The following is a 12,464-nucleotide window of genomic DNA, read 5'->3' on the forward strand; positions in this document are numbered from 1 at the left end:
CCGCCGCTCCATGTCAGGTGGGTTTAGCGATACTCGGCCAGGATCGCGTCGGCCTGCGCCTGGGCTTCTTTCAACGCCGTTGCCGGGTCTTTCTTGCCGGTAATGGCTGCTGCCAGAGCATCGTTGAAGATGCCGGTGACCCGCTGGTTCTGGTAAGTGGAAAGTTCTGCCTTGGCGAACTCGAGCTGATCGCGGGCAACCAGGGCCGGGGCGAAGTCGGCCGTGTAAGCCTTCATCGTTTCGGTTTCCCAGGTCTCGGCACGCGGCGCGACATAACCGGTGGCAATGGTCCACTTTGCGGACTGTTCCGGCGCAGTGATCCACTGGACGAATTTCACCGCTGCCTTGGTTTGCTCTTCCGAAGCGCCCTTGAACAGGTAGAAATTGCCACCGCCTGTTGGGGCACCGCGCTGAACGTTGGCCGGCAGCATGGCGACACCGAAATCGAACGGAGCATTGTTGCGAACGTTCGTCAGGTTGCCGGTGGAGGTCCACATCATCGCCGTCTGACCTTCGAAGAAGGCTTTCGGTGTTGCGCCCCACTCGATGATGCCCGGTGCCATGACTTCGTATTTGGTGCTCAGGTCAACGAGATACTGCAGCGCTTCGACGACTTTCGGATCGTCGAAATGGGTCTTGTTACCTTCGGCATTTGCTAAGATCGCACCATTTTCAATGGCGAGACCCTGGAACAGCCAGTAAGGAAACCCGGAAGACGGAATGCGCACGCCCCACTGGGTGACGTTGCCGCTTGCGTCCTTCTTGGTGAGCTTCCTGCCGAATTCGACCATCTCGTCCCAGGTCTGCGGAGCAACGTCCGGATTCAGGCCTGCTTCCTTGAAAGCTTCCTTGTTCCAGTAGAGAACCGGCGTGGAACGCTGGAAGGGAATGCCGTAGGTCTTGCCGCCGGTTTGGCTGTTTTCCATGAATGCCGGATAGAAACCGTCGACCCAGGCCTTGTCTTCCTGAGTGGAAAGATAGTCGTCGAAAGGAACGATCAGGTCTTCATCGATGAGCGTGAACATATCTACGGACAGGATCACGGAAAGCTGCGGCGGGTTTCCGCCACGTGAAGCGGTGATCGCCTTGGCGACAGTGTCCTGGTAGGACCCGGCGTAAACGGCGTCGATTTTCACATCCGGGTTCTGTGCAGCATATGCGTCTGTCAGTTCCTGGATGGTCTCGGCTGCCTTACCGCCAACTGCGACCGGGAAATAAAATTGCAGATCAACAGCCTGAGCGGATGCCCAGGTGCTGAAGGAAAGGGCCGTTGCAGCAACGGCCTTCAGGAAAGTGGACTTCAACATCAGTTTACTTCCTAAGGTTTGAACATCCGCAATACTGCGGTCGGTCTACGCGGGCCCACGCAGCTGGTCAGGAGTGCAATTGCGCTCCAATTTCTGAAACAAGATCGTCCCGCCGCATGCCGGTGTCGGCATCGAAGACATGCAACGCTTGAGGTTCGAACCCCAGGTCGATGGACTGGCCGGGAGCGACAGGCTTTCCTGTCGGCAGCCGGACCTGAAATTGAGTGTCGGCCAGAACACAGTCGGCCAGAATGTCCGCTCCCAGGTACTCCAGCGCACGGATGGAAGCGGTCACCGGTCCGCCATCCTGCAGATGCATCGCTTCGGGCCGGATGCCGAGCTGATGGCCAGGAGCGGAAGACAGCCCCGCAAATGCACTGGCGGGAAAGAGGTTCATCGGCGGCGTGCCGATAAAACGGGCAGCAAAGGGACTGGCGGGCTTCTCGTAAAGATCTCGCGGCGCCGCCGCCTGCACCAGCTGCCCCTTGTTCAGGAGCACAACCTGATCCGCCATGGTGATGGCTTCCACCTGATCATGAGTCACATAGACCATGGTAAAACCAAGCTGCTGCTGCAGCGAGCGGATCTCGATCCTCATCTCGTGGCGCAGCTTGGCATCGAGATTCGACAACGGTTCATCCATCAGGCAGATCGGTTTTTCGCCGATAATCGCCCGCCCCAGGGCGACACGTTGCTGTTGTCCGCCGGAAAGCTGACCCGGCTTTCGCTCCAGCAATTCCGACAGACCGAGAAGATCGGCGACTTTCCTGAGCCTTTTGTTGCGATCCGCCCGGCCGACACGACGCACCTTCAATCCGAAAATGATGTTCTCCGCGACGCTCAGATGCGGAAACAACGCATAGGACTGAAACACCATCGACAGGTCGCGCTTGGAGCACGGCTTGCCGGTGACCTCCTCGTTGCCGATCACGATATCGCCGCTGCTGACATCCTCAAGTCCGGCAATCATTCTCAGCGTTGTCGATTTGCCGCATCCCGACGGCCCCAGCAAAGCAGTGAACGAACCTGCGGGAATATCGACTGACAGATTGTCTACAGCTCGAGTGTCACCCCAGACGCGCGAGACACCGTCCAGACGGATGGACTTGCCTGAGCTGGACAGCATTCCACCGGTCATTTCGACCGCCCTTCGTCTCCGGCGATGTGAACCTGGGTGTTGGTGCCCTCCAGGCTGGACAAGAATGTCGGTGGCACGGGACGGTCGGTGAAGATGGCATCGACATCACTCAACTTGCCGCCGCGCACATGTGCACTTCGGCCGAACTTGCTGTGATCAAGAACAAGATAGGACTTCCGGCAATTCGCCAGTATCGATTGCCTCGCCGCGACCTCGTCTTCATGAAAGTCCAGCAGCGTTCCGTCTTCATCGACACCGGCCACACCGAAAATGCCGATATCCACCTTGTAGTTGGAGAAAAACGCCTGTGCCGCAGAACCCAGGATGTCGCGGTCGCCGTGGCGCAAGCGGCCACCGGCGATGGTTACCTGATAGGAGGGATTGATTGACGCTGTAAAGGCGACATTGAGGTTGTTGGTGAAAATCGCCAGCTTCTCATGCGCCGTCAGCGCCTGCATGACGATTTCCGGCGTCGTTCCGATCGAAAAGGCAAGAGACTGATTGTTGTCGATCTTGTCCGCGACCAGGGTTGCAATCAGCTGCTTCTCGGGAAGGTTCAGAATCTGCCGGGTGGAGTAATGAATGTTGGAGGCAGGCGCCGGTGGCTCGACCCCGCCATGCGTGCGCCGAAGGATCCCCAGTTCACACAGACCATTGACATCCCGGCGGATGGTCTGGGTCGTCACTTCAAAACGGTCCGCCAGTTCCTCGACCGACGCGAAACCCGACTTCTGGACCAGGTCGGCGATTTCAGCCTGACGTTTCGAAATATCTATTTGACCAAGCATGTGTTTATGACCCGACACCAGTTCTCTTGCTCCAGACGAGGCCGAACGCAGATTGCTACCGACGGCTTCGTGTTGACTCGAAAACAATCAACTTCGAAGCCTGATAAAACATTTTCATATGAACGTTATTCGACGTTCATATGAAAATGATATGACAGTTTTCGAATTTGGAAACGACAAATTCGGCTCAAACGGCAATAAAACCGGAACTTTTTGTGCTGCATCGCAGCAACCTTTAGGCGCATGCTCTTCATTTCCGTAGGCCGGGAGAGAACTTAACCGGATAGAGCATTTGCGAAGAGTTCCGGTCTTGCCGAGAGCAAAAAATATTCGATTTCGGCACTGCCTTCATATCCAGCAGCCGGCAAATAGAAGTAATGTAATAAAATTACGCACCTGATTTCTTCATTAAACCGTCAGCCAGCTGTCACACGGCATTTCTGAATAGGACCCGGGTTTCCCCGCTCATCATTGGAGACGTCATGAAAACGATTGTTAGCTCGGCACTGGCGCTGACCCTGACCGGTACCGTTGCCTTTGCCCAGGACGCCTTGCCGCAACAGGACAATGACTGGTTCACCGCCGCGCAGGCCGAACACCAACAAGGCGAAAAACGTGATCATCCTGATCTCGGACGGGAACGGCGTCGGCACCAATTATGCAACACGCCTGTTTCAAGGCCGGCAAAACAGCGGGTACGGCGACGAGAAGTTCTGCCGCACGAGGCTTTCCCGCACCTGGCCCTGTCGAAGATCTACAACGTCAATGCACAGGCCCCCGTTTCGGCCGGTACCGGGACAGCCATGCATTCCGGCATCAAGACCAACCAAGGCGGGGAAAAACCTGCTGCTGGCGCCGAACGGTCTGGCACTGCGCCTCAACGGCTGAAACGCGCCTTCGAGAAAGGCGATGCGTTTGAAATCGAGATGGAATTCGACTTCGGCCACATCGAAATGCATACCCGGGTGGAAGGCGCCAATGCCACTCGCCACAGTCATGCGGGTCATGCACTTCTATAATCGAATTCCGGCTGTCAAGCTGTGGCCTCGGACTTATCAAGCCTTCTTCTCAATGGGGACTTCGGTTGGATGTGCCGTATAGGTCCGAAAGGAACCCGAATTGTCAGATCTTTCGCAAAGCCAGGTCTATTGCTTGGATGGCCGAAAATATCCCGAAACATAGGCGCTTCAAAACGGGTTTACGCAGTAAGGAAGACAGTCAATTCCGCTGCCTTCCGCTACCATATATGCTTTGCCGTCAATCTCGACACCCAGGAATGAAGCTGCGTTCCACCAATTTCCCGTTCCACCGCCCTTTCGAGCCGCGTCGCAGTTTTTTCCTAAATAAAGAATGGTCCCATCTTCCAGAGTAACGACGGCTCCATGTTCATTGCATTTCACCGTTTCGCCGGCCTGAGCGCTCGTTGCAGCGAACAGAGCGCATATCAGTATGAGTTTTCGCATTCTTTGTTCCTAAACTAGAAGCAAGCGGAGTTGCCTTTGAAACAGCAAATTGATTTTCCGAATTGATCTCCGGAAGTTTCTCGTCCGATTTGCTGTTGTGGGGCGATGCGGCACGGGATCAAAAAACGTTTTGAATTCGCTTAGAACAAGCATGTTTCAAATCGGACTTGCGCACGGAACTGATGGGTGTGCCCTTCGGTATCGACGAAACTGCCATCGGCAATTCCAAAGCCATAAATTTGATCACCTTCTGCGCCCAGCAAGTGCCCACGCATATAGGGAATTTCCGCAGTCATGGTGATCCATTCGCCTGGTTCGTGACCAGCTAATCTCTGGTTCTTCGCAGTGAGCTGACCTGACATCATAACCTCACCATTTTCGCGAAACTTCAGTTTGATTGTGCCACCTGCATCGCCCACTGTGACACCAGCGCCTTCGGTAATTGTAAAAACACCGGAGTTTCCAGAAACAGAAAGTTGGCCGCGAAATTGACCTCCGACACCCAGAAGTTTCTCAGTAGTTTTCTGCGGAAGGTGAGTTTGAGAGGCATATATTAGCGTCATTGGTACCGCTTCTTCCGCAGATTTCTTCGGTTTGTTTGAGAACGACGGAATAGTGTAACCCAACATATTGGCGCCATAGTCACTAGGAATTCGAAATTTGTCTTTAGATGCAAAAAAATGATTTGTGGTGAAAACATCATCTGGATCATCTACTACGCATTCCGATTCGATTAGTTGCACTTTTGTGCGTAGCCCTTGAACTTCGTCTGAATCGATGACCTCAAAGGTCTTTCCGTGTCTACTTTTCTCCACCAAAGTGAAGCCTTCACGAGTTTCTACTGATGTTATCGTGCCTTTTTCTTCATCAATACAAAGGTCACTCAACGCAACGATGGGCCCCTTATCTGTGGCGTACCGAATACTTGCAAATCCTCTTGTTGCATCACAGTTGTCAATTCGAAAGTCGATTAAGGGATCGCCCGGAAGAGGGTGTGTTACCTTGCCTTCCGCTAGTGCGGAGTTGGTTGCTGTTGTGAGTAGGAAGATGCTTAATACGTACGGCTTCACGTTGAACGCCCTAAGTCTAGATTTTTGAATTCGTTTTTCAAACACTGGTGCTTCTCCTAACCCGCAACAGACTGCAGCCAATTGCTGTGAATCCAGCCCTTTTTCCCTGGATAGGGTAGCGGACGTTTGCCTTCACCAACGAACCCGCAGCCCGTGTTGCTATTCAGCACTTCTTGCCCATGTCCATACAGGACGCCCACCCAAGGGAAGTGCGAACCATCGTAAACGAGTACATAGTCACCGTTGTGGAGTTGGTCGATTTTCCGGTAATTCGAACCTGGTCCAGTGCGAACGGCGAGAAATCCGTCTCCGTTCGCTTTGAGACCTGCTACCTGCTCAAGTGTACATTCCGCCATCTGTCCGTCGCCACCATTTTCGTAAATGGTGACATCGAGGGGTTCTGCTGCTGCTGGAGTCGCTCCAATCAAGATCGCAAGAAGCACACAGCGGAAAAGAGACCTTGTGTTGATATTTGTGATGAACATTCTTGTTCCTGTCTAGAATTATGTACTTGAAAATCTATCTACCAACTGTGCAACTACAGGGCGACTTACGATGTGATTGAAATCACGATTGTTATGCGTTGTCGAATCTAGGCGGCGTGCAGAATGGTCAATCGGGCAGGAAGTAGAGGAATAGTGTTTGCTCAAATCTAACTTTCGATTTTGAAAGATAGTTGGTGAGGTAAAGAACCTCGCGTTTTGGGTTCTGTGGCAGCCACGTGTTTACGCGACCGCGCTCTATCTTCAGACAGTAAACTGTCTTCCGACCAAGCCCCGCCGATGCCGCAAGCAGCACTTGCGGGTCTTGTCCCATTCGGGTGACGATCACTCTGCCTTTCGTCCGCATCAGGCTTCTATCCGGAGTCACACAAAGTGCTCCAAGTTGGGCTTCGATACAGAATAGGCCGTCCACGCTGATTGCACGTACTGATTTGCGGCACAGTGATCCGTTTCGGACTGGCCGTGTACAGGGGGCGTGCCGGACTCACCTGAGCCCCTCGTCGCTGGATGAGGCACGACGCCTCAACCAGCCAAGGGCGTTGGAGTTAGGAGACTCTAATTTGAAATGAAAAGCTTCTCCGGAGAGCCACATTCGATGCATCACAATCGCAATCTTACGAGCAACAGCGATGATGGCTTTTGACTTTCCTTTCTTCTGAGCCAAGCGCATGCCCTATGCTTTGATCGAGCACCACTTCCTTGAAATCAAAAGCATGGAACTCGCGGCATTGACCAAATGATACCTTAGCAATTTATCTCCAGATTTGGAGATGCGGCCTGATCGGTTCACTTCACCGGATTGATGGACACGCGGTGTTAGACCAAGATGGGCCGGCAGCTGCAGCGGTTTTGCCCTCGAAGGTCGGATGCCCGCGTTCGATCTGACCTGAAAATCGGAGCGCGGCATTTCCTGGATCCCAGCCCTGGCCCTGGCTGCCACAAAAGCGGGATGACAAAGACGAGTGTCTCTTGCTGTCATCGCTGAAACCCGCTCCCCATCATCCCGGTCAAACGAAGCACGTGCCGGGATCGGGGAGGCACTCACGCTTCTGACGCCCTCGGCTCACCAATCCCGGATCCCGGCTTTGCCGCGTCCGGGATGAAGAAGAGAATGTTCGGGAAAAACCGATAACAGCTCCTCACCGGCTTACCGATAAAGGAACGATTTGCCCTCATTGTCGAAGAGATGCAGCTTGTCCGATGCCGCTGTCATGCGAACCGTGGTGTGTTTTTCGATTTTGTTGATGCCAGGCAGCTTGGCGATCAGGGACGGGTCGCCATTCTCGGCCTTGAAATAGAGAACCGTTGTCTCCCCAAGTGCTTCGACGATCTCCACCTCCGCTGAAACGAGGTAATCATCGCTCTCGGTGACCGTGAGATCCTCAGGGCGCACTCCAAGCTTGACCGCCGTGCCAAGATCGCTCTCGCGGGATGCAATCGGTACGTCCGCATGACCGCCATCGGCCATTTGAACCGAGGTTCTTTCACCAGTTGCGGTAACCTTGGCCTCGATCAGGTTCATGGCCGGGGAGCCGATGAACTGGGCAACAAAGGTATTTGCCGGGCGTTCGTAAAGCTCAAGCGGTTTCCCGAACTGTTCGACGTCTCCGCCATGGAGCACGACGATCCGAGTGGCCAGCGTCATGGCTTCCACCTGATCATGCGTGACGTAGATCATGGTGCTTTCCGGCATGCTTTCCTTCAGCTGCGCAATTTCGATCCGCGTTGCAACACGCAAGGCAGCATCCAGATTGGAAAGCGGTTCATCGAACAGGAAGACCTTCGGGTCTCGTACGATGGCCCTGCCAATGGCAACACGCTGACGCTGACCGCCTGAAAGCGCCTTCGGCAATCGGTCGAGCAAATGCGTCAGCTGAAGCGTTTCCGCCGCACTCCTGACGGCCTTGTCGATCTCGTCTTTTGACTTGTGCGCAAGTCTGAGCGCGAAGGCCATGTTGTCATAAACGGTCATGTGCGGGTAAAGCGCGTAGGACTGGAAGACCATTGCAATTCCACGCTGCGCCGGCGGCACATCGTTTACCACGGTGCCATCGATCTCGAGCGTGCCGCCTGTTATTTTTTCCAGACCGGCAATCATGCGCAAAAGCGTCGACTTCCCGCAGCCCGAGGGTCCAACGAAAACGATCAGCTCGCCTTCTTCGATTTCCAGATCGATGTTCCTCAGAACTTCAACCGGACCATAGGACTTGCTGACATCCTTAAGGGACAACGAAGTCATGCGGGCTGCTCCCCAATGTTTATTCTGTTCATGTTATTTGACCGATCCGGCAAGCAGACCACGCACCAGATACCTCTGCATCGCAAAGAAGACGAAGAGGGGCACGGCAATGGAAACGAAAGCGGCCGTCGCCAGAATTTCCCAGTTGCCGCCACGGGTTCCCAACAGTTCAACGATCTGGTTGGTCATTACGGTGGTCGAGCCGGTCGCGTCGATCAGGAACACCTTCGCCACCAGCAGATCGTTCCAGGTCCAAAGGAACTGGAAAATCGCAAAGGAAGCGAGGGCAGGAAAACTGAGCGGCAGGATGATACGCGTGAAGATCTGAAAATCCGTCGCCCCATCCACCTTGGCGTTCTCGATGATGTCCCTGGGCAGCCCGACCATGTAATTCCTGAGAAGATAAACCGCGAGTGGCATCCCGAACGCGGTATGGGCAAGCCAGACTCCAAGATACCCCTTGCCGATACCGATCCCCAGATGCAGGCGCAAAAGCGGAATAAGCGCCAATTGAAGGGGGACGACCAGCAGGGCAACAACGGCTGCGATGAGCAACGCCCGCCCGGGAAACTCCATCCATGCCAACGCATATGCCGCAAAGGCTGCAACGACGATCGGAATGATCGTTGCCGGGATGGTCACCGTCAGCGTGTTGAAGAACGCCTTGGCCATATTGTCCTGACCAGTGCCGGAAAACAGGATTGTCTTGTAGTTGTCTGCAGTGAACTCGGGCGGTACCGTCGCAGTGACGAAAATCCTTTGGCCACGCCCGGAAAGCTGCTTGTCGTTACCGCGCCAGACGTAGCTGCCATCAGGCTGCATCGTTACGGTTTCACCGCCCTTCATTTCGGCTGTGTCACCGGGCTGGAATGCGGCGACATTTCTGGATGAAACACCCCAGGCTCGAATTTCCCGTGGCGCATCCTCAAAGATGTTACCGGTAACGACAAAACCGTCACCTTCAGCAACCCTGTGGTCATCCGGATCAGCTGCCCGGTAGACCTTGTTCTGCTCCGAGGGCGTGAGTGCGGCCCACCAGCCTGAGCTTGAAATCTGATCCGCCGTGCGGAACGACGAGACGAACAGACCGACCGTGGGAAACAGCCACAACACCACGAGCAAGGCGACGGAGATGTGAACGGCCCAGGTCAGAGCGGATTTATGTCCAGCGATGCCACCCATCAGCGCATCTCCTTCCGGGCGTTATAGACGTTCCAGACGAGGATCGGGGTGACCAGCAACATGATGATGATGGCGCTAGCAGAACCGACGCCCCAATCGTTTGCTCGAAAAAGCTTGTCATACATGTAGTTGGCCAGAACCTGCGTTTCCCACTGTCCGTTGGTCATGGCAAACACGATGTCGAACACCTTCAGCACCGTCAGTGTGATCGTCGTCCAGACCACGACAATGGTTCCCATGATCTGCGGCACCTTGATCTTGAAGAAGATCTGGAACGGGTTGGCCCCGTCGACAATCGCGGCTTCAACCGTTTCTTCCGGTATACCGCGCAAGGCAGCAGACAGGATCACCATGGCAAAACCCGTCTGGATCCAGATCAGCACGACCATAAGAAGAAAATTGTTCCAGAGCGGAATGGTCAACCAGGTCTGAGGCTCGCCATAAGGCAATTCGGTGAACCAGATACCAACCACGGAGCTGACGGAAATCCAGATCAGCCACAAACCACCCAGGGCAATCGCGAGCCGCAACGGCATCATCCAGATTGATCTATCCTTGCCCGTTGCAACAAGATCCCGGACAAACATCCAGACGACGTAGGCCACGATCCCGGCGAAAGCCAATAGGAGAGCCGTGGGTAGTACCTGCAATGAGAGGATGGAACCGATTCCACCATCAAATCTGAGCCATACCGCGTTCAGCACACCGATCTGGTTCTGGTCCGCCGGCCGCGTGTCATAAATCAGTTTGAAGATAACGGAAGCGCCGACAAAGGAGATCGCCATCGGCATGAAGATCAGGGACTTTGCAAGGTTACCCCATCGGATCCGGTCAGTCAGCTGAGCGACCAACAGCCCGAATGCAGTCGATGTCGCCGGCACGACGATCAGCCAGAGCATGTTGTTGCGCACCGCTTCCCAGAACTTCGCTTCGTTCATCATCTGCCGGTAATTGTCGAGACCGACAAACGCACCTCCCTGGGCTCGGTCTGTCAGCGACAGACGCAATGTCTCAAACACCGGATAGGCGAGATACAGCGTCAGCGCGAAAAGTGCAGGAAACAGGAATAGCCACGGCCGGACCATATTGGCCCGATTGATGTTCTTGCCCGCATTCGGCCCTCTCGCCGGAAACAGGACTTTGTCGAGAAACTGGTTGGACAGGTAGTAATATCCGAGACACGCCCCCACGCCGACGACGATCGTCACGAGGCCCAGGACTGCCGGGTTCTCCATCAGCACGGCCGTTCCCTCCCACTTGCATTTTATGGGGCACTCCCGGTTGACCGGGAGCAGCCAGATTTGAGGATTTTGAAAGCCTGGGGTTGTCCAGGTTCAAGCAAAGACGGCCGGTCGCGTTTCGCGAACCGGCCGTTTGCCTTTACTTGAGAGCGTCCCAGCTTTTCTGGATTTCAGCAGCCACTTCGCCGGCGTCCTTGCCGCCTGCATAGTCGACCATGCCGGTCCAGAAGGTACCTGCGCCGACACCACCTGGCATCAGGTCGGAACCGTCAAAGCGGAAGGTCGTGGCATTGACGAGGATCTCGCCCTGACCACGCAGCGTGTCGTTCAGATAGGCTTCCGGATTCACACCCTTGTGCGGTGTCAGGAAGCCGGTCTGAGCCATCATCACTTCATGTGCGATCGGCAGCTTGAAGAATTCCATCAGCGCGGTTGTCGCGTCGGACGGGCTGGTGATCGCCATCAGCGTGCCGCCGCCCAGAACCGGGTTGCCGAGATCCTTTTCGGCATAGGCCGGGAGGTAAAAGAAATCGACATCGGAGCCGAACTCGACGCCATCCGGGAAGAATGCCGGAACGAAGGAGGCCTGACGGTGCATGTAGCACTGCGGCGGTGAGGAGAAGAGGCCTTTCGGGCTGTCGCGGAAATCAGTAGAGGCAACGGCACCGGAACCGCCGGCAACCTTGGCATCGTCACGCGCAAACCAGCCGAACTCTTCGATCGCCGCAATGACGCGTGGATCGTCAAACGCGATTTCGTTGGTCACCCACTGGTCGTAGACTTCTGCCGGTTGCGTGCGCAGCATCATGTCCTCGACCCAGTCGGTCGCGGGCCACCCCGTCGCGGCCCCGGATCCCAGACCGATGCACCACGGCGTTTCGCCGTCAGCAACGATCTGCTCGGTCAAGGCCTTGAGGTCTTCCATCGTCTCAGGCACTTCATAGCCGGCATCCTCGAAGTTTTCCGGCACGTACCAGACGAGGCTCTTGACATTAACGTTGTAGAAGAAGCCGTACAGCTGGTCGTTGCCGTCGGCATCCTTGTAGGTGCCGAGATTGACCCAGCTGTCGCCGGCGCCGTAATTGTCGGCTACCCAGCCTCCCATGCTTTCCGGAAGCGGCTTCAGGAGACCGCGTGCGGCCATGTCGGCAGCAAGGCCCGGCTGCGGGAAGACCGCAATGTTCGGGGCCGCGCCGGCTTCGGCATCAATAACGATCTGCTGCTCGAACGAGTCAGAACCGGTGTAGATCACTTCAGCGCCGGTTGCTTCGGAGAAATAGGCTACAACATTGCGGAAGAAACCGTCTTCCGGCTGAAGCCAGGGACCGGCAATGGTAACGGTCTGGCCGCTGAGGTCAGGCGCGGACTTTGCCCACTCGTTGTAGCTGTCCCAGTTGAACGGCCCCTCGCCCGGAGCAAATTTCAAGTCGGCAGCAGAAGCGGTGCCGAAGCTCATGGCAGCGCCAATAACCAATCCTGCCGTGCAGGCCAATAAACGTGATTTCATGTCTATCCTCCCGGATTGTCCCTTCG

General features: G+C 55.4%; 11 protein-coding genes. 1 reads left to right on the forward strand and 10 read right to left on the reverse strand.

Features of this window, described 5'->3' with window-relative positions:
- Positions 1–23: 23 nt before the first annotated feature.
- From ABLQ08_RS11085 to ABLQ08_RS11095, 3 genes are all read right to left on the reverse strand, one after another.
- Complete coding sequence (locus tag ABLQ08_RS11085; protein WP_352941820.1) at positions 24–1,307, reverse strand: ABC transporter substrate-binding protein; 1,284 nt, start codon at positions 1,305–1,307, stop codon at positions 24–26.
- Between the two features lie 67 nt (positions 1,308–1,374).
- Positions 1,375–2,445, reverse strand: coding sequence for an ABC transporter ATP-binding protein (locus ABLQ08_RS11090; protein WP_352941823.1), 1,071 nt, complete (start codon positions 2,443–2,445; stop codon positions 1,375–1,377).
- Positions 2,442–3,233 carry a DeoR/GlpR family DNA-binding transcription regulator gene (locus ABLQ08_RS11095; RefSeq protein ID WP_352941825.1) on the reverse strand — a complete coding sequence of 264 codons (792 nt, stop codon included), beginning with the start codon at positions 3,231–3,233 and terminating at the stop codon, positions 2,442–2,444. Before ABLQ08_RS11095 ends, ABLQ08_RS11090 begins: the two co-directional genes overlap by 4 nt.
- A gap of 482 nt (positions 3,234–3,715) precedes the next feature.
- On the opposite strand from ABLQ08_RS11095, the gene ABLQ08_RS11100 reads away from it, so the two are divergent.
- The gene (locus ABLQ08_RS11100; protein WP_352941827.1) at positions 3,716–4,252 is read left to right on the forward strand and encodes an alkaline phosphatase; all 537 of its coding nucleotides are present in this window, start codon (positions 3,716–3,718) and stop codon (positions 4,250–4,252) included.
- 584 nt (positions 4,253–4,836) lie between these two features.
- Here the strand turns inward: ABLQ08_RS11100 and ABLQ08_RS11105 are convergent.
- The 7 genes from ABLQ08_RS11105 to ABLQ08_RS11135 form a co-directional block, all read right to left on the reverse strand.
- Positions 4,837–5,811 carry a hypothetical protein gene (locus ABLQ08_RS11105; RefSeq protein WP_352941830.1) on the reverse strand — a complete coding sequence of 325 codons (975 nt, stop codon included), beginning with the start codon at positions 5,809–5,811 and terminating at the stop codon, positions 4,837–4,839.
- A gap of 11 nt (positions 5,812–5,822) precedes the next feature.
- A complete protein-coding gene (locus tag ABLQ08_RS11110) occupies positions 5,823–6,251 on the reverse strand; it encodes an SH3 domain-containing protein (RefSeq protein ID WP_352941832.1) in 429 nt (142 codons plus the stop codon).
- A 691-nt stretch (positions 6,252–6,942) separates the two neighbouring features.
- Entirely contained in the window at positions 6,943–7,248 is a 306-nt protein-coding gene (locus ABLQ08_RS11115; protein WP_352942595.1) for a transposase, read from the reverse strand.
- A 168-nt stretch (positions 7,249–7,416) separates the two neighbouring features.
- Positions 7,417–8,508, reverse strand: coding sequence for an ABC transporter ATP-binding protein (locus tag ABLQ08_RS11120; RefSeq protein ID WP_352941834.1), 1,092 nt, complete (start codon positions 8,506–8,508; stop codon positions 7,417–7,419).
- A 33-nt stretch (positions 8,509–8,541) separates the two neighbouring features.
- Positions 8,542–9,690: a carbohydrate ABC transporter permease gene (locus tag ABLQ08_RS11125; RefSeq protein WP_352941837.1), complete on the reverse strand. Its 1,149-nt coding sequence runs from the start codon at positions 9,688–9,690 to the stop codon at positions 8,542–8,544.
- Entirely contained in the window at positions 9,690–10,931 is a 1,242-nt protein-coding gene (locus ABLQ08_RS11130) for a carbohydrate ABC transporter permease (RefSeq protein ID WP_417714907.1), read from the reverse strand. The genes ABLQ08_RS11125 and ABLQ08_RS11130 overlap by 1 nt, the downstream gene beginning before the upstream one ends.
- A gap of 139 nt (positions 10,932–11,070) precedes the next feature.
- Positions 11,071–12,438 carry an ABC transporter substrate-binding protein gene (locus ABLQ08_RS11135; RefSeq protein WP_352941839.1) on the reverse strand — a complete coding sequence of 456 codons (1,368 nt, stop codon included), beginning with the start codon at positions 12,436–12,438 and terminating at the stop codon, positions 11,071–11,073.
- Positions 12,439–12,464 lie beyond the last annotated feature (26 nt).

Source organism: Roseibium sp. SCP14 (genome assembly GCF_040329475.1).
GTDB lineage: Bacteria > Pseudomonadota > Alphaproteobacteria > Rhizobiales > Stappiaceae > Roseibium.

Excerpts from the sequence above, each read along its gene's own strand:
- ABLQ08_RS11085 (WP_352941820.1), bottom strand. The coding sequence starts at position 1,307 with ATGTTGAAGTCCACTTTCCTGAAGGCCGTTGCTGCAACGGCCCTTTCC.
- ABLQ08_RS11090 (WP_352941823.1), bottom strand. The coding sequence starts at position 2,445 with ATGACCGGTGGAATGCTGTCCAGCTCAGGCAAGTCCATCCGTCTGGAC.
- ABLQ08_RS11125 (WP_352941837.1), bottom strand. The coding sequence starts at position 9,690 with ATGGGTGGCATCGCTGGACATAAATCCGCTCTGACCTGGGCCGTTCAC.
- ABLQ08_RS11100 (WP_352941827.1), top strand. The coding sequence starts at position 3,716 with ATGAAAACGATTGTTAGCTCGGCACTGGCGCTGACCCTGACCGGTACC.
- ABLQ08_RS11095 (WP_352941825.1), bottom strand. The coding sequence starts at position 3,233 with ATGCTTGGTCAAATAGATATTTCGAAACGTCAGGCTGAAATCGCCGAC.
- ABLQ08_RS11110 (WP_352941832.1), bottom strand. The coding sequence starts at position 6,251 with ATGTTCATCACAAATATCAACACAAGGTCTCTTTTCCGCTGTGTGCTT.
- ABLQ08_RS11120 (WP_352941834.1), bottom strand. The coding sequence starts at position 8,508 with ATGACTTCGTTGTCCCTTAAGGATGTCAGCAAGTCCTATGGTCCGGTT.
- ABLQ08_RS11135 (WP_352941839.1), bottom strand. The coding sequence starts at position 12,438 with ATGAAATCACGTTTATTGGCCTGCACGGCAGGATTGGTTATTGGCGCT.
- ABLQ08_RS11115 (WP_352942595.1), bottom strand. The coding sequence starts at position 7,248 with ATGACAGCAAGAGACACTCGTCTTTGTCATCCCGCTTTTGTGGCAGCC.